At 65.1% G+C, this 16,617-nt stretch carries 11 protein-coding genes; 7 read left to right on the top strand and 4 right to left on the bottom strand.

Going from position 1 to position 16,617, the window contains the following annotated elements:
• Positions 1 to 55: 55 nt before the first annotated feature.
• From purF to EK23_RS08110, 3 genes are all read left to right on the top strand, one after another.
• Complete coding sequence (gene purF / locus EK23_RS08120; protein WP_045224838.1) at positions 56 to 1,564, top strand: amidophosphoribosyltransferase; 1,509 nt, start codon at positions 56 to 58, stop codon at positions 1,562 to 1,564.
• Positions 1,565 to 1,694: 130 nt separating this feature from the next.
• The gene (locus EK23_RS08115) at positions 1,695 to 2,879 is read left to right on the top strand and encodes an O-succinylhomoserine sulfhydrylase (protein WP_045224837.1); all 1,185 of its coding nucleotides are present in this window, start codon (positions 1,695 to 1,697) and stop codon (positions 2,877 to 2,879) included.
• A gap of 89 nt (positions 2,880 to 2,968) precedes the next feature.
• A complete protein-coding gene (locus EK23_RS08110) occupies positions 2,969 to 4,294 on the top strand; it encodes a UDP-glucose dehydrogenase family protein (protein WP_045224836.1) in 1,326 nt (441 codons plus the stop codon).
• A gap of 57 nt (positions 4,295 to 4,351) precedes the next feature.
• Here the strand turns inward: EK23_RS08110 and EK23_RS08105 are convergent, their stop codons facing one another.
• Genes EK23_RS08105 through EK23_RS08095 form a run of 3 tightly spaced genes read right to left on the bottom strand, consistent with a single transcriptional unit; the run spans position 4,352 to position 11,453 of the window.
• On the bottom strand, positions 4,352 to 7,960 hold the full coding sequence (locus EK23_RS08105) for a PAS domain-containing protein (RefSeq protein WP_052808038.1): 3,609 nt from the start codon (positions 7,958 to 7,960) through the stop codon (positions 4,352 to 4,354).
• A gap of 15 nt (positions 7,961 to 7,975) precedes the next feature.
• Positions 7,976 to 9,628: a GTPase gene (locus EK23_RS08100; protein ID WP_052808037.1), complete on the bottom strand. Its 1,653-nt coding sequence runs from the start codon at positions 9,626 to 9,628 to the stop codon at positions 7,976 to 7,978.
• Entirely contained in the window at positions 9,621 to 11,453 is a 1,833-nt protein-coding gene (locus tag EK23_RS08095) for a GTPase domain-containing protein (RefSeq protein ID WP_052808036.1), read from the bottom strand. Before EK23_RS08095 ends, EK23_RS08100 begins: the two co-directional genes overlap by 8 nt.
• 262 nt (positions 11,454 to 11,715) lie before the next feature.
• On the opposite strand from EK23_RS08095, the gene rnr reads away from it, so the two are divergent.
• Positions 11,716 to 13,968: a ribonuclease R gene (gene rnr, locus EK23_RS08090; RefSeq protein WP_045224835.1), complete on the top strand. Its 2,253-nt coding sequence runs from the start codon at positions 11,716 to 11,718 to the stop codon at positions 13,966 to 13,968.
• The gene (rlmB, locus tag EK23_RS08085; protein WP_045224834.1) at positions 13,965 to 14,759 is read left to right on the top strand and encodes a 23S rRNA (guanosine(2251)-2'-O)-methyltransferase RlmB; all 795 of its coding nucleotides are present in this window, start codon (positions 13,965 to 13,967) and stop codon (positions 14,757 to 14,759) included. Before rnr ends, rlmB begins: the two co-directional genes overlap by 4 nt.
• Here the strand turns inward: rlmB and EK23_RS08080 are convergent.
• On the bottom strand, positions 14,723 to 14,959 hold the full coding sequence (locus EK23_RS08080) for a hypothetical protein (RefSeq protein ID WP_045224833.1): 237 nt from the start codon (positions 14,957 to 14,959) through the stop codon (positions 14,723 to 14,725). The two genes, rlmB and EK23_RS08080, sit on opposite strands and share 37 nt — an antisense overlap.
• A gap of 179 nt (positions 14,960 to 15,138) precedes the next feature.
• Here EK23_RS08080 and mtnA point away from each other — a divergent pair, with 179 nt between their 5' ends.
• Both mtnA and EK23_RS08070 read left to right on the top strand, forming a co-directional pair.
• Positions 15,139 to 16,182: an S-methyl-5-thioribose-1-phosphate isomerase gene (gene mtnA / locus EK23_RS08075; RefSeq protein WP_045224832.1), complete on the top strand. Its 1,044-nt coding sequence runs from the start codon at positions 15,139 to 15,141 to the stop codon at positions 16,180 to 16,182.
• Between the two features lie 46 nt (positions 16,183 to 16,228).
• Entirely contained in the window at positions 16,229 to 16,543 is a 315-nt protein-coding gene (locus EK23_RS08070) for a DUF190 domain-containing protein (RefSeq protein ID WP_045224831.1), read from the top strand.
• Positions 16,544 to 16,617: the final 74 nt, after the last annotated feature.

The following is a 16,617-nucleotide window of genomic DNA, read 5'->3' as shown; positions in this document are numbered from 1 at the left end:
TTGGCGGCCAGCATGGCGCAGTGGCGCATTTTCGTTTCAAGCGTGGGTAAGCTATATGTGTGGTATTGCCGGAATCGTTTCCAGCGAAGAAGTGAATCAGGAACTGTACGAGGCCCTGACGGTTCTTCAGCACCGCGGTCAGGATGCGGCCGGGATAGTCACTTGCGAGGGAGACCGCTTCCATATGCGCAAGGACAGCGGCCTGGTGCGCGATGTGTTCCATACGCGGCACATGCGCAGCCTCAACGGCAAGATGGGCATCGGCCATGTGCGCTACCCCACGGCGGGCTGCACCACGTCCGCGGAAGCGCAGCCCTTCTATGTGAACTCGCCGTACGGCATCACCCTGGCCCACAACGGCAACCTGACCAACACCCAGACGCTCAAGCGCGAAGTGTTCGTGCAGGATCAGCGTCACATCAACACCGATTCGGATTCGGAAGTGCTGCTCAACGTGTTTGCCCACGAGTTGCAGGAACTGGGCAAGCTGAAGATCAACGCGGACGACGTGTTTCAGGCCGTGTCCGGCGTGCACCGCCGCTGCCGTGGCGCCTACGGCGTGGTGGCCATGGTGACCGGTTTCGGCATCATCGGCTTCCGCGATCCCTACGGCATCCGCCCCCTGGTCTACGGCGAGCGGCGCACGGAACATGGCACCGACTACATGATCGCGTCGGAGAGCGTGGCCCTGGACGTTCTGGGTTTCAAGCTGATCCGCGATCTGAAACCGGGCGAGGCCATCGTCATCGAGAAGAACGGCAAGCCGCATCTGCGCCAGTGCGCCGAAAAGACACTGCATTCGCCTTGTATCTTCGAATTCGTGTATTTCGCCCGGCCCGATTCCATCATCGACGACATCTCCGTCTACAAGGCCCGCATGCGCATGGGCACCAAACTGGCGGCCAAGATCATGCGGGAGCGGCCCAACCACGACATTGACGTGGTCATCCCTATACCCGACACCAGCCGCACCGCCGCGCTGCAACTGGCCAACCGCCTGGGCGTTAAGTACCGCGAGGGCTTCATCAAGAACCGCTACATCGGCCGTACCTTCATCATGCCGGGGCAGCAGTTGCGCAAGAAGTCGGTGCGCCAGAAGCTCAATGCCATCGACCTGGAGTTCCGCGGCAAGACCGTGCTGCTGGTGGATGACTCCATCGTGCGCGGCACCACTTCCATGCAGATCATCCAGATGGCCCGTGACGCCGGCGCGCGCAAGGTGTATTTCGCCTCCGCCTCGCCGCCGGTGCGCTTTCCCAACGTCTATGGCATCGACATGCCGGCGGCCGAGGAACTCATCGCCCACGGCCGCAGCGACGCCGAGGTGCAGCAGGAACTGGGAGCGGACTGGCTCATCTACCAGGACCTGCCGGATCTCATTGCCGCGGTTCAGAAGGGCAACCCGGCGATTCGGCGCTTCGACACGTCCTGCTTCAACAACGAGTACGTGACTGGCGACATCAACCAGGACTACCTGGACCTCTTGGGCGTCAATCGTTCGGATCAGGCCAAATCGCGCCGCGACGCGGAGAATTCCGTCATCGAGATGCACAACACCGCCTGAGGCGCTGGCTCCATTGGGCCGTGGCGGGTGGGCCGTTCAGGTCCCGGCCATTGCCCGACGGATCGCGCAAGGCCCGATTTCAGCGGGTTGGTGGGCGCCGCACATCAGTATGCAATAGGAGATTCAATAGGTGACAGATTTCGACTGGTCCCGGTTCGGGCCGGAAACTCAGGCCGTGCGCGCCGGGCAGCACAGGACGGCCGAGCAGGAACACAGCGATCCCATCTTTGCCACGTCCAGCTACGTCTTTGGCAGCGCCGCCGAGGCGGCGGCCCGCTTCTCCGGCAAGACCGCAGGCAACATCTATTCGCGCTTTACCAATCCCACGGTGCGTGCTTTCGAGGAGCGGCTGGCGGCTCTCGAAGGGGGCGAGCGCTGCATCGCCATGGCGTCCGGCATGGCGGCCATCGCGGCGGTGGGCTTCGGCCTGCTCAAGGCGGGGGACCATGTGGTGTGCTCCCGGGGCGTGTTCGGCAATACCGTGCTGCTGTTCCAGAACTATTTCGGCAAGTTCGGCGTAGCCACCGACTTCGTGGGGCTCACCGACTACGCCGCCTGGGAAGCCGCCATCCGCCCCAATACCCGCTTTCTGTTTCTGGAGACGCCCTCCAATCCGCTCACCGAGATCGCCGACATCCGCCGCCTGGCCGATCTGGCTCACGGGAAGGGCTGTCTGTTGGTGGTCGACAACTGTTTCTGTACGCCCGCCTTGCAGAAGCCTCTGGCGCTTGGCGCCGACATCGTGGTGCACTCGGCCACCAAGTACCTGGACGGGCAGGGGCGCTGCGTAGGCGGCGCCGTGGTCGGCCCCAAGGAACTGCTGGACAAAGAAATCTACCCGTTCCTGCGCACTGGCGGTCCCAGCATGAGTCCCTTCAACGCCTGGGTGTTCCTCAAGGGTCTGGAAACCCTTGGGCTGCGCATGCGCGCGCATAGCGAGAATGCCGCACAGTTGGCGCAATGGCTCAAGGAACAGGGTTGGGTGGCGCGGGTGCACTATCCCGGCCTGCCCGACCACCCGCAGCATCATCTGACCAAGACCCAGCAGTGCGGCGGTGGCGGGATCATCAGTTTCGAGGTGCGCGGTGGCCAGGAAGCGGCCTGGCGCCTCATCGACGCCACCCGGCTGATCTCGATTACCGCCAACCTGGGCGATACCAAGACCACCATCACCCATCCCGCCAGCACCACCCACGGCCGCTTGAGCCCTGAGGACCGGGCGGCGGCGGGCATCAGCGACGGCCTGGTGCGCGTCGCCGTGGGCCTGGAAAGCCAACAGGACCTGCGCGAGGACCTAGCGCGCGGTCTGGGCTAGACTTTGCCCGTCCTGGAATGTGACTGCGCTCCCAGCGGCTTGAGCCCTGGCGGTCTCGCCAATGAATTTTCAACACTAGGGGAAGAAGCATGAAAGTAACCGTATTTGGGTCCGGCTATGTGGGCCTGGTGACCGGGGCCTGCCTGGCCGAGGTCGGCAACGACGTGGTGTGCATCGACATCGACGCCGGCAAGATCGAACGCCTCAACCGGGGCGAAGTGCCCATCTACGAGCCGGGCCTGGACGCCATCATCAAGCGCAACATGGCGTCCAACCGCCTGCGTTTCACCACGGACGTGGACATGGCGGTGGAGCACGGCCTGTTCCAGTTCATCGCCGTGGGTACGCCGCCGGACGAGGACGGCTCCGCGGACCTGCAATATGTGCTGGCCGTGGCCCGCAGCATCGGCGAGCGCATGACCGATTACCGGGTGGTGGTGAACAAGTCCACCGTACCGGTGGGCACCGCCGACAAGGTGCGCGACGCGGTGAACGCCGTGCAGAAGGAACTGGGCAAGGCGGTCGAATTCGACGTGGTGTCCAATCCTGAGTTCCTCAAGGAAGGCGCCGCCATCGAGGATTTCATGAAGCCGGACCGCATCGTGGTGGGCACCGACAATCCGCGTACCACCGAGTTGCTGCGGGCCTTGTACTCGCCCTTCAACCGCAACCACGACCGCCTGGTGTGCATGGACATCCGTTCCGCCGAGCTGACCAAGTACGCCGCCAATGCGATGCTGGCTACCAAGATCAGCTTCATGAACGAGCTGGCCAATCTGGCGGAGCGCCTCGGCGCCGATATCGAGAAGGTGCGCGTGGGCATCGGTTCCGACCCGCGCATCGGCTACCACTTCATCTATCCGGGCTGCGGTTACGGCGGTTCCTGCTTCCCCAAGGACGTCAAGGCGCTGGAGCGCACCGCCCGCGACGTGAACTACCCGGCGGAGCTGCTGCAGGCGGTGGAATCGGTCAATGACCGCCAGAAGCTCAAGGTGTTCGAGAAGCTCAAGACCTATTTCCAGGGCGATCTGAAAGGCAAGACCATCGCCGTCTGGGGCCTGGCCTTCAAACCCAATACCGACGACATGCGCGAGGCGCCGAGCCGGGTGCTGATGGAATCGCTGTGGGCTGAGGGCGCCAAGGTTCAGGCCTTCGATCCGGTGGCCATGGAGGAAACCGGCCGGATCTATGGCGAGCGCGACGACCTGGTGCTGAGCGAAAGCGCCGACGCGGCGCTCAAGGGCGCCGACGCCTTGGCCATCGTCACTGAATGGAATGTGTTCAGAAGTCCTGACTTCGATTTCATCAAGTCTGCGCTCACCCGTCCCGCCGTCTTCGACGGGCGCAATCTGTACGATCCGGCGCGCATGCGCAGCCTGGGCTTCGACTACTTCGGCATTGGCCGCGGCGCATGACGGGCGACCCTCCACCTGCCAGCCGGGGCGCCGCGGGCGCGGTGGCCCCGGCTCGGCCTAGCCCTTCTCGCTGGCCAGCGTCTCCAGCACCGACAGTAACTCGGCGGGCGGCGCCGGCTTGGTGAGATAGCGGTCAAAACCAGCAACTTCGCCGCTGGTGAGATCCACGTCGCGACCGTAGCCGGTCAAGGCCACCAGTCTGACGGAACGCAGGGCGGGGTCCTGGCGAAAAGCCCGGGACAGGGACAAGCCGTCCATTCCGGGCAGTCCGATGTCCAGAATCGCCACCTGCGGGAGCAGTTCCCGCGCCATCTTCAACGCGGTTTCCCCATCGTGGGCGGTGCGCGTGCGATGCCCGTGCATGCCCAGCATCAGTGCCGTGCTGTGGGCAACATCGGTATTATCGTCCACGATCAGTATGTCAAGGGCTTTCCGGGTCTGCGCTTCGGGCGGGGGCGCAGGTTCGCCATCCGGCGGCGGTGCCGATGCCCGCGGCAGGCTCAGCACGAATTCGGTGCCCTGTCCCCGGCCGGCGCTGTAAGCCTGGATGTCGCCCCCGTGCATGCGCGCCAGACTGTGGGCCAGCCACAGGCCGATGCCCAGCCCTTCCTCGGAGCTGTCCAGGGTGCGGTCCGCCTGGAAGAACAGGTCAAACAGGTTGGCCAGCGCGGAGGGATCGATACCGCGGCCATTGTCCCGGATGCTGATGCGAATCCGGTCCTGCCCGGTGTCCACGGCGAGTTCGATGCGGCCGCCGGGGTCGGTGTATTTGGCTGCGTTGTTGAGCAGGTTGGACACCACCTGCGTCAGGCGAACACGGTCGCCTTTCAGGTGCACGAGTTCCTGCGGCAGCCGCGTGCTCAGGCTGTGCTGACGCGCCTCGATCAGGGGACGGCAGGTTTCAATGGCCCAATGAAGCACGTCCGCCAGGTCCAGCAATTCCTCCTTCAGTACGATTACGCCACGGCTGATTCTGGAGACATCCAGCAAATCGTCCACCAGCAATTTCAGGTGGGCGACCTGACGGCCGATGACTTCGTGGCACCATTTCGCCTGGGACGGGTCCAGTCCTGGGTTCTCCAGTACTTGCACGGCGTTGCTGATTGGGGCGAGGGGGTTGCGCAGTTCGTGAGCGAGCAGGGCGAGGAATTCGTCCTTGCGCCGGTCTGCCTCCAGCAAGGCCTCCTCCATCTGCTTGTGCTGGGTGATGTCCGTGGCTAAACCCAGCACCTTGTTGCAACTGCCATCCTCTTCCAGCAATGGCACCTTGATGGTGCTGAACCAGCGCGGGTTGCCATCGAGCCCGCCCGCAGGCTCCTCCGGTATGTGCGTGACCGAGCGCTTGTCCATGGTCTTCAGATCGTCTTTGCGGAAGCGGGCGACCTGCTCGGCGCTGGCATTGAGGTCCGCGTCGGTCTTGCCGACTACGCTTTCGCTGTCAGTCCCGTAGACCTCCGCCAGCGCCCGGTTCGCCAGGAGGAAGCGACCCAGGCGGTCTTTGACGAAGATCAAACTGGGGCTGGCATCGATCACTTGGCGCAGGAAGGCGCGCTCGCGCTGCAGGGCCAGGTCGACCTCCTTGGCGTCGGACACATCGGCGCAGGCGCCGATAAAGCCCAGGAAGGCGCCGTCCTCGGCATGGCGCGGCACGCCGCGGTCCACGATCCAGCGGTAAACGCCATCGGCGCGCCGTAAGCGGTAGGCGATTTCGAAAGGCGCATCGCGCTCGAACGCCCCGTGGAAAACGGCGCGGACCTTGGGCTGGTCCTCCGGGTGGATGCTCTCGGCCCAGCCGTCGCCGACTTCCTGCTCCAGGCTGCGCCCGGTGAAGTCCAGCCATTGCTGGTTGACCCAGGTACACCGGCGGCCGGTATCGGCAATCCATATGAAGACCGGGGCGGTGTCGGCCATGGCCCGAAAGCGCTCCTCGCTCTCACGCAGGCTGTGCTCGGCCTTTTTGCGCGCCGTGATATCCAGCACGTGCACCACGAAGCCGCGGACCTGTCCGGAGGCGTCCCGATCCGGCGAATAGGTGGCGTGCATCCAACGCGGACCTTCCAGAGAGTCATCGACCTCCACTTCAAAGTCCTGGGGCTCGCCGGCCTGGGCTCGTGCCACGTGAGGGGACAGCAGCGGCCATATCCGTTCGCCTACGACCTCGCGCATGGTGCGGCCCACCAGTTCCTCCGGCTTGAGTCCGAACCACTGCCCATAGACCTGGTTCACGCGCCGATAACGCGTCTCCTGATCCACATAGGACATCAGCGCGGGGGCATTGTCCATGGTGGTGCGCAGCAGATCGTTGATGCGTTCGGCCTCCTGCCGCGCCTGTTCCAACGCGGCGGTGCGCTCCGCCACCCGCTGTTCCAGCAGCTGGTTGGCTTCCCACAAGGCCTGCTTGGCGCGGTTGGCCTCGGTGACATCGATGCCCACTTCGAGAATCATGGGTGAGCCATCGCTGTCGGTAAACGGGAAGTCGTGGATTTCGTAATCCCGCCTGTCAGGGCCCGTCCAGGCCCAACTCACCGGCTCGCGCGTCTTTAGCACGTCGAAGGTCCGGCAGATATCGCAGGGCTTGTCGCGCTTGAATAGATAGTCGTGGCAACTGCGTCCACGTGCCGTGCCGTAGCGGCTCTCGAAGAAGCGGTTGGCGAAGGGCACCTGATGGTCCGGCGTCAGCAGCACCACGTAAACCGGCAGGGCCTGAAGCAGATCGTACAGGCGTTGCCGCTCCAACTGCAGGGCTCCGGCAGATCGCGCCAGTTCGTCGGTCCGCAGGGCGACCTTGCGCTGCAGTTGCCGATTCCAGAGGGCCATGAAGGCCAGCAGGCATGCACCGAGGCCCGCGCCCCAGATCACGTAGCGGATAGGGAAACGAACCGGCTCGTTGATTTCCAGCCACTTGCGGTAGAGCCGGTCGTACTCACCGCTGGCTTTGACTATGGCCAGGCCCTGGTCGAGGCGGTCCCGCAGGGCGGTATCGCCCTTGCGTGTGGCAAAGCAGAATTCCCGGCGGTATTCCATGAGCAGGGGACCGGGCTTGATGATTTCGCCCAGGCCGATTTGCCGGATGAGGTAATTCCCCTGCAGGAGGGGAGCGAGCACGGCATCATGGTGCCCCGAGGCCAGCAGGCGGAATCCGTCGGCCAGATCGTCCACCAGCACCAGTTTCGGGCCGAAGCCGCGGCGCAGGAGCTGTTGGTGGGAGGCGTCCGAGCGCAGCAGGATGACATTGAGTTCGCGGGCGTCCTCGAGCTGCTCGATGGCGGGCTGGTCCGCGCGGACAAAAAAGGCGTCATAGCCAAAGGTATGGGGACGGGTGAATTCCACCAGGCCTTCCCGCTCCGGCAGGCGCGCTACCAGGGGCAGAGCATCCACCGCGCCGGACTGGAGACCCTGCCAGACCTGGTTCCATGGGCCAGGATGGAACTGCGTGGGGATGGCCATTACCCGCGCTGCTGCGTCCAGCAGTTCTACGGCAAAACCAGTGGAGCGCCCTTCCGCGTCCCTGCCGGCGTAAGGCAGGAAGGCGGTCTCGGAACCCACCACGATCCCGCGTTCATCCGCGCCGGCTGTGCCTAGGACCAGAATCAGGCCGTGCAGCAGACCCATGAGCCGCATGCGGCCGCAACGCAGCTGATGCACATTGGCCTTGCCGGTGGGCATGGGGGGGCGGCCTCCTCAGCCGGTGCGGCGGCGGGGCAGCATACGGTCCAGCAAGGCGTGGGCGGCTGCCTGAGGCAAGGATTCCGGTGGTGTAGCGGTGTTCAGCAGTTTATGGCCCTGTTCACGGTAAGCTTGGCAGCTTGCCTCCACGGCTTCGACCGCGCTGGCGACCTGCACGTCCACGCTCGCCAGGGCGGCTTCGACCCCCTGGCGCAGTCCTTTCAGGGCGGTGCGCTCGGCCGAGGGCTTCAGCATCCGGTGCAGCGCGAACGGAAGCAGCCAGGCGATGGCGATCAACAGGCCGCCGTGTATGGCAAAATCCGTTCCCAAATAGCCGCTGTGGGTCAGGGCGCTCTGGTAGTAGGTGGTGACCACGTCGTAGGACACCCAGCCGATGGCGGACAACGGCAGCAGGATGGCGCAGATCCCGGTGGTCTTGAGCAGTAGGCGCTGCAGTGTGTTGCCGGGATTGGCCAGGGCCAGCCGCAGGCTCTTTTGCGCTTCATTCAGCACCCGCGCACGGGCCTTGCGCGCCGGCTCCTGCAGGGCCGCCCGCAGCGGCGAGCGCGGCACGCCGGCATCCCCGGCTTCCAGCAGGAGACGATCGAGGGCATCCTGCAGCTGCATCTGCGCCCAGTCGTCCCACAACAGCGAAGGCGCAGCCGGCTTGTCCGGTCGGGTTTCGGAGTCTCCGTCGCCGTCGAGCTTGAGCCGCTTCAACAATGGGCTTGCCTCGTGACGCACGAAGGCCCTGGCGGCTTCCTGAAGGGGCCAGGCCAAACCGCGCAGCAGTGTCCGGCGCGCTTCGTCCCAGGTATCCGACCAGAACGCACGCAGGTTCTCGAAGGCCCGCTCGGCGCCCAGGTCCTCCAGGCATGAGGCCACCTGGTGGCGCAGGTCCTCCAGGCGCTGTTGCAGGGCTCGCGCCTCCAACTGTTGGATCACGTGCTCGTCGGCCAGGGACTGGATGGTCTCCTGCAGGCGTTCGAAATCATCGGCAGCGCCCAGACGGCGGCAGTCCGTGCACAGGATCAGCGGGTCGGCGAAGCCGCCTTGCGACAGCAGCTTGAGAAAGTCCTGCTGTTGCAGCGGATCTCCCAGGTCCCACTGGTTCATGACGAACAGCCAGGCATGGTCGCGGCAATGCCGCTGCAGCAGGCGCCATCCCTTGTCATCGCGGTAGCGTTCCGGGCTGACCACATAGACCAGCACGTCGATGTGGGGCAGCCAGTCCATGACCAGATCGCGGTTGCCGATTTCGGTGCTGTCGATGTCGGGCATGTCGATCCACAGCACCTGCCGCCTCTGCTCGTCGCGGTGGTAGGCGCTGCGCACCCGGTCCAGGGGAAACCCGGCGGGAAGCTGGCGTATGCGCATGGATTCGTGCAGGTAGATCGACACCTCGCGCGAAGTGGGGCGCTCGATGCCGGTGCGGGCGATGTCCTCTCCCGCCAGGCGATTGAGCAGGGTGCTCTTGCCCACGCCGGTGCCGCCGAAGAACGCGACCACCAGGGGGCGGTGCAGGTCGGCGTCGAACAGGGTGGCCGGGGAACGGGTCTCCAGGGTTTCCAGCCGCGCGACATGCTCCGCGTCCAGCCAGCCTTGGGCCTGCCCGTCCAGGGCCCAGCGCCGCACCTCGCCGGTCAGTTGCTCGAGGAACTCACGCATGGGAGAAAATTTCCGACTCGACGGACTGCAAGGCGGGTTCCGGCAATTGGAAGCGGCCTTCGGAACGCAGCCGCTCGGGCAGACGCGCGAGAGCCAAGCCCGGCTCGCGGCCCAGGAGTTCGGTGACCTGCTGGCGCTGGCGCTGCTTCAGCTCGGCTTCCGCCCGGCTGAGGTAATGCCCCAGCGCGCTTTCCGCGAGCAGGGAAGTGAGCGAGAGGATGGCGGGCGCCAGCACGAAATCCTGCACGCCGATGCCGCCCGTATGCAGGGCCACCGCCAGGGCCGCCGCATCGGTGGTGAGGCGCGTGGCTCGCAAACTGTTGAGGATGGCCGGGTGTTCACGCAGGCGGTCGTACAACTGGCGGGCCGTGTGCTCGATCTCGGGCTGAAAGGCGCGGTGGTACGCGGCGATGGCGGCGTAGCTGCGGTCGGCCTGCAGCCGCTGCTCGCGCCGCAGCAGTTGCGCGACTTCCTGCCACCAGTCGCGCATGGCGCCGGCTTCTTCGGACCGCTCCAGGGCGGTCTCGCCCAACTGCAGCAGCAGGTGATCCACCGCCTGGCGCAGCACGGCGATTTCCTGGCCGGCCTCGCCCTTGTGGCCGCTCAGGGAGCGGCCCAGGCGGCTCAGTTGGCGCACCGGCCAGGTGACGATGCTGCGCGCGGTCAGCAGGGCCCTGGCTACGCCGGGAATTTCCAGCAGGGTCAGGAGTTCCGCCAGGGCGCGCTGAAAGGTTTCGTAATGCTGCGGGTGGTCGAGAAAATCCCGCTGATAGACCGCAAGCCCCGCCTCCGTGGCTTCCTCCACATGACGGCGCCATTCCGCCAGGGCGGCATGCTCGACCCGGGCGGGGGCGGTCCACGCGCTCCAGTGGCGGCGCAGCAGTTCCTGGCAATGTGCCCCTTGGGATTCCCGGTGTACGCGGGCGATGCAGCGGCGTAGCACGCCGTCCAGCGCGTTCCGGGCAGCGACCAACGCCCCAGGGCCTTTCTCCAGATACGGCAGCACCACCACCGGCGCCGGCACGTCCTTGCGCACGCTGCGCCACTTCTCTTCCAATGAACGTGAAAGCGCCGCGGCCGATTCGTCCGGCACCTTGTTCAGGCAGATGGCGGTGGGTTGTCCCAGGGGTTCGAGCAGTCGCATGGTGTCCCAGACGGTCTGGTCGGCGTACTTGTCCTTGCTGACCACCAGCAGCACCACGTCGGCCAGCGCGACGGTGCGCAGGACTCCGGCGCGGTAGTCATCGGCGTCGACCGAGTCGAAATCCGGGGTGTCCCACACCACCGCCGGGGCGAGTTCATGTCCGGCACCGCCCGCATCGGTCAGGGCATAAGCGTCGTAGCGGTCGGCGCTGAGCTGGTCCAGGGGCGTGGCTGATTGGCCGAAATAGGCTGCCGCCCAAGCGGTATCGCCCGTGCCCAGCGCGAAACCTTGGGGATGCACGGTGAAGCCCGCCAGGGGGCTGACCCTTGCCATGTCGGTTCCCAGCAGGACGTTGGTGACCGAACTCTTGCCCACCTGGGTGGGCCCGATGACCGCAATCTGGATGGGATGGTCGGGGTGGCGGGCCAGCAGTTCGCCCTTTTGCAGGGCATTCTCCGCCAGCCGAAGGGAAACCAGGCTGCGCGCCAGCGACTCGCTGTTCGACGGACTGCGCGTTGCCTGCAGCACGGATTCATGGCGCTGCCGGATCAGGCGGATGACGGATAGGAGGTCTGGGTTCACGGGGCGGCCGCTGACGGCAAAGTCGGTATTGTACACGATCGCATTGCGGGCTGAGTTCGCGCCCGTGGGGCTTGCAGGTGTTGTCTTGGCGCGGTTCATTCCTTCCATTCCCGTGAGGCAGCTTCGATCCGGCAAAAGCAGTTTTTCCAAATTCCTTTAGGGTTTATGGCCCCAAGATGGCTCATCTGCATTATCATTGCGACATTCGCGCGGGAATTCCGCAAGCCCCATTCCGGGCATTCGCGATACCGAGCAGACACTGCGCGCAGACCGCTCCCCGTGCCCCGGACCGCGCACGGCAGGGGACATCGACCGTTGCGCCGCGGCCGTCGCCTCAAGGATAAAACAGGACGAATCATCAATGACATCACCTTCTACAAAGAAGGCCCGAAACTTCAAACTCAACGATCCCTACGCGCAACGCGAAGCGGAAAAATACGAACGCCCCATTCCCAGCCGCGAACTGATCCTTGAACAGATCAAGGAGAAGGCGGTGCCCTTGTGCCTGGAGGAACTGGCGGACCTTCTGGGCGTGGACGACGAGCAGGACATCGAGTCCCTGCGCCGCCGGCTGAATGCCATGGAACGGGACGGCCAGTTGCTGCGCAACCGACGCGAGCGTTATTGCTATGTCAATCACAAGGATCTGATCGCGGGCCGCGTGCTCGGCCATCCCGACGGCTTCGGCTTCCTGCGCCCCGACGACGGCAGCGAGGACTTGTTCATCTCGCCCAAGGAAATGCGGGTGCTGATGCACGAGGACCGGGCCCTGGCCAGCGTGCGCGGTGTCGACCGGCGCGGGCGGCGCGAGGCGGCCATCATCGAGGTGCTGGAGCACAATACCTGGCATCTCGTGGGCCGGCTCTACAGTGAGCGCGGCATCTACAGCGTGGTGCCGGACAGCAAGCACATCGTGCACGAGTTCATCGTCGCGCCGGAGGATCTCTCGGGTGCTCGCGAGGGGCAGATCGTGGTGGTCGAGATCATCGCCCAGCCCACCCGCCACCGCCAGCCCACCGGCCGCATCATCGAGGTGCTGGGTGACCATATGGCCCCCGGCCTGGAAATCGAGGTGGCGATCCGCTCCCACGACCTGCCCAATGTCTGGCCGGAGGAAGTGGAAAAAGAGATCTCCGGGCTCGGCCGGGAGGTGCCGGAAGAGGCCAAGGCCGGGCGCATCGACCTGCGCAAGCTGCCCCTGGTGACCATCGACGGCGAGGACGCCCGCGACTTTGATGACGCGGTCTACTGCGAGCCCACCCCCAAGGGCTGGAAGCTCTATGTGGCCATCGCCGACGTGTCCCATTACGTCAGGCCCAGCACCGCCCTGGACCGGGAGGCGCAGCGGCGCGGCACCTCGGTGTATTTCCCCGAGCGCGTCATTCCCATGCTCCCGGAAGTACTCTCCAACGGATTGTGCTCCATCAACCCGGAGGAAGACCGGCTGTGCATGGTCTGCGAGATGCTGCTCAACAGCGCCGGCAAGATCACCCGCTCCAAGTTCTACCCGGCGGTGATGCGCTCGCACGCGCGGCTCACTTATAACGAGGTGGCCAAGATCTTGGTGGACAAGGACAAAGCGGCGCGCAAGAAGCGCAGCGCACTGCTGCCCCATCTGGAAGAACTCTACAAGGTCTACCAACTCCTGCACGAGGCGCGCGAGGAGCGCGGCGCCATGGATTTCGACACCCAGGAGTCGAAGATCGTGTTCGGCGAGGATCGCAAGATCGAGAACATCGTGCCGGTCAGCCGCAACGACGCCCACCGTCTGATCGAGGAGTGCATGCTGGCCGCCAACACCTGCGCGGCACGCTTCCTGGCCAAGTCCAAAGTTCCGCACTTGTTGCGCATACATGACGGGCCGTCCCTTGAGAAGCTGACGGACCTGCGCAGCTTTCTGGGGGAGGTCGGGCTCAGCCTGGCCGGCGGCGACAAGCCCGAGCCCAAGCACTATTTCCAACTACTGGAGAAGATCGCCGGGCGTCCCGACGAGCACCTGATCCAGACGGTGCTGCTGCGCTCTTTGTCCCAGGCAGTCTACAGCCCCGAGAAGAAAGGCCATTTCGGCCTGGCGTTGGAGTCCTATACCCATTTCACGTCCCCCATTCGCCGCTATCCGGACCTGCTGGTGCACCGGGGCATCAAGTACGCCCTGGAGGGGCGCGCGCCGGAGGCCTTCGGCTATTCCGGCAGCGACATGGTGCTGTTCGGCGAGCACTGTTCCGCCGCCGAGCGCCGCGCCGACGAGGCCACCCGCGATGTGGTGAGCTGGCTCAAGTGCGAGTACATGCAGTCCAAGCTGGGCGAGGAGTTCGACGGGGTGATTTCCGCCGTCACCTCTTTCGGCTTCTTCGTGGAGCTCACCGATATCTTCGTGGAAGGCCTGGTGCACATCTCCAACCTGGACAAGGACTACTTCCACTATGATCCCATCGGCCATCGCCTGGTGGGCGAACGCAGCGGCGTCACCTACCGGCTGGGCGACAAGGTGCGCGTGTTGGTGGCGCGGGTGGATCTGGATGAGCGCAAGATGGACTTCGAATTGCTGAAGGCGGTGCCGAAGGCCAAGGAAGGAACCGCGCGCAAGCGTCGCCGCCGCCCACGCAAGGGATGAGCGCGCGCCGCCGTATCTTCGGCCTGCACGCCGCGCAGTCGGCTCTCGCGAACACGCCCGACAAGCTCGTAACCGCCTGGTTGGACGAACAGCGCGCCGATCAGCGCCTGAGCGCCTTGCGGCGCGATCTGGAGCGCCTGGGTATCAGCGTGCAGCCGGCCAACCGCAAGACCCTGGATCGGATGGTGGAGGGCCAGAACCATCAAGGCGTGGTGCTGGAGGTGGAACTGCCGCAGGAACGCGGCGAAAACGAGTTGCGCGATGCCCTTGAGGGGCTGCAAAGTCACGCATTTTTCCTGGTGCTCGACCATGTGCAGGACCCGCACAACCTGGGCGCCTGCCTGCGCACGGCGGACGCCGCGGGCGTGCACGGGGTCATCGTTACCAAGGATCAGGCCGCGGGCATCACCCCCGTGGTGAGCAAGGTCGCCTCGGGCGCCGCCGAAACCATGCCCTTGTACAAGGTGACCAACCTGGTTCGCGCCCTGGGCTGGCTGAAGGAGAGCGGTATCTGGATCGCCGGCGCGGCCGGGGAGGCCGAGCGCAGTGTGTACCAGACGGACCTGAACCTGCCCCTGGCCCTGGTGGTGGGCGCCGAAGGCAAGGGATTGCGGCGGCTCACCCGTGACAGCTGCGATTTCCTGCTGCGCATCCCCATGGCCGGGCAGGTGGAAAGCCTTAATCTCTCCGTGGCCACCGGCGTGCTGTTGTTCGAAGCGGTTCGTCAGCGCGCGACCGCTGCCGGGGCAGTGGCTCATTCGGGGGTGTCGTCTTCCTCCTCATCGAGATAGACCACCCCGGTGGTTTCCGCCAGTTCGACGTTGAGGCCGGCCTCGGACGGCTTGAAGCCCATGCGGATCAGGCTGAAATTGGCGTAGAGCAACGGCAACAGGACCAGCGCCGCGAATAGCAGGCGCTCGCGCAGGTTGGCGACGGGTTTCCTGCGGTCAGGTTGCGAATGGCGTCTAAACAGGCTTTTGGGTCCTCGCATGCTGATCTCCCAGAGTTAGGCTGGTTTCGGGGCTTACGCTCTCTGACCCGCCAGGCCTGGCGAAGTTTCCGGTGTCCTTAGCGTCGCCGGGTTTGGTGGATGCGCGCCCGCCCAGTAAACTATGGCTTTTACGGTGGCCTTTCGCCACTGCGTGACAGACCATTTCCCAAGATTGAAGCATGAGTGAACCGAAGGACGGCGTCGACAGCGTGCGCCCGCTGCAGTGGCAGGATGGCGCGCTGCGCGTGCTGGACCAGCGCAAGCTGCCCGATCAGGTCGTGTATGAGGAATTCGCCGGCGCCTCCGGCGTCGCCGAAGCGATTGCCAGCATGCGGGTGCGCGGAGCGCCGGCCATCGGCATCGCCGCCGCCTATGGCGTGGTGCTGGCGGCCCGCGACCGTTATGCGGCGAACCCTGATGCTTGGAAAGACGACATCGCCGAAGACTTCGGCATCCTGGCGGCTTCGCGCCCCACGGCGGTCAACCTGTTCTGGGCGCTGGACCGGATGCGCGAGGCCATTGCGTCCATCGCGGGCGATCCCACGCCGGCCCTGCTGGCGGTGGCGCGCGCCATCCATGAGGATGACATTCGCGCCAACCGCCGCATGGGGGAACTGGGCGCGGAACTGTTGGCCGGTTCCACCGGCCTGCTTACCCATTGCAACACGGGTTCGCTGGCGACCGGTGGATACGGGACCGCCCTGGGCGTGATCAGGACCGCCTGGGCCATGGAGCGGCCTGCGGTGTTTGCCGGCGAGACCCGGCCCTGGTTGCAGGGCGCGCGCCTGACTGTGTGGGAGCTGGAGCAGGATGGCATTCCGGCCACCCTGATCGCCGACTCCGCCGCCGCTTGGCTGATGAAGGCGGGCAAGGTGCAATGGGTGCTGGTGGGCGCCGACCGCATCGCGGCCAATGGCGATACCGCCAACAAGATCGGCACCTATTCCCTGGCGGTGAATGCGCGGCACCATGGCGTGAAATTCATGGTGGTGGCGCCCACCTCCACCATCGACTGGAAAACGCCTTCGGGGGATTCCATCGAGATCGAGCAGCGCAGCAAGACAGAACTTTTGGGCAGCCATTTCCTGCGCGAAGGCTCGGTGATCGATGCCTGGAATCCGGTCTTCGATGTCACGCCCGCCGGGCTGATCGATGCCATCGTCACGGAAGCCGGCGTGGTGCGCAATCCCTCTCAAGGCGGCATGCAGGCATTGCGCCGATAACGCCCCGCGGCCTGCGTGCGGGAGCACAACCGAAAGGAAACAAGTCATGAAGACAGAAGCAGCGATAGTGGTCAGGATCTATGTGCGCGAAAGCGAGCACCTCATGGAAAAAGTCTTGCGTTATCTGCAGGACGATGCCGAGGTGGCGGGCGCCACGGTGCTGCGCGGCATCGAAGGATTTACCGGCGGCGGCGAATTGCGGACCTCTGCGCTGATGGACCTGTCCCTGGATCTGCCCCTGGTGATCGAGTTCTTCGACGCGCCGGAGCGGGCGGAGGCGGTGATAAAGTCCTTGATCCGCCGCTTTCCGCTGCCCCATATCGTCAGTTGGCCAGCGCAGCGCCATTTCGTCAAGGAATAGGAGCGGCTCGAAGGCCGCGGCTATAGCGGGCAAAAGCCCGCTCCCTCGATAGAACTTCACGGAGTCATGTACAA

Origin of the sequence: Methyloterricola oryzae (assembly GCF_000934725.1) — a bacterium.
Lineage (GTDB): Bacteria > Pseudomonadota > Gammaproteobacteria > Methylococcales > Methylococcaceae > Methyloterricola > Methyloterricola oryzae.
Note: the sequence above shows the minus strand (reverse complement) of the source record. Positions and strands in the feature narration are given on the sequence as shown.

What these genes read in the sequence shown, in the direction of transcription:
- purF (WP_045224838.1), top strand. Translation starts at nt 56, where the DNA reads ATGTGTGGTATTGCCGGAATCGTTTCCAGCGAAGAAGTGAATCAGGAA.
- EK23_RS08110 (WP_045224836.1), top strand. Translation starts at nt 2,969, where the DNA reads ATGAAAGTAACCGTATTTGGGTCCGGCTATGTGGGCCTGGTGACCGGG.
- EK23_RS08105 (WP_052808038.1), bottom strand. Translation starts at nt 7,960, where the DNA reads ATGCCCACCGGCAAGGCCAATGTGCATCAGCTGCGTTGCGGCCGCATG.
- EK23_RS08100 (WP_052808037.1), bottom strand. Translation starts at nt 9,628, where the DNA reads ATGCGTGAGTTCCTCGAGCAACTGACCGGCGAGGTGCGGCGCTGGGCC.
- EK23_RS08095 (WP_052808036.1), bottom strand. Translation starts at nt 11,453, where the DNA reads ATGAACCGCGCCAAGACAACACCTGCAAGCCCCACGGGCGCGAACTCA.
- rnr (WP_045224835.1), top strand. Translation starts at nt 11,716, where the DNA reads ATGACATCACCTTCTACAAAGAAGGCCCGAAACTTCAAACTCAACGAT.
- rlmB (WP_045224834.1), top strand. Translation starts at nt 13,965, where the DNA reads ATGAGCGCGCGCCGCCGTATCTTCGGCCTGCACGCCGCGCAGTCGGCT.
- EK23_RS08080 (WP_045224833.1), bottom strand. Translation starts at nt 14,959, where the DNA reads ATGCGAGGACCCAAAAGCCTGTTTAGACGCCATTCGCAACCTGACCGC.
- mtnA (WP_045224832.1), top strand. Translation starts at nt 15,139, where the DNA reads ATGAGTGAACCGAAGGACGGCGTCGACAGCGTGCGCCCGCTGCAGTGG.
- EK23_RS08070 (WP_045224831.1), top strand. Translation starts at nt 16,229, where the DNA reads ATGAAGACAGAAGCAGCGATAGTGGTCAGGATCTATGTGCGCGAAAGC.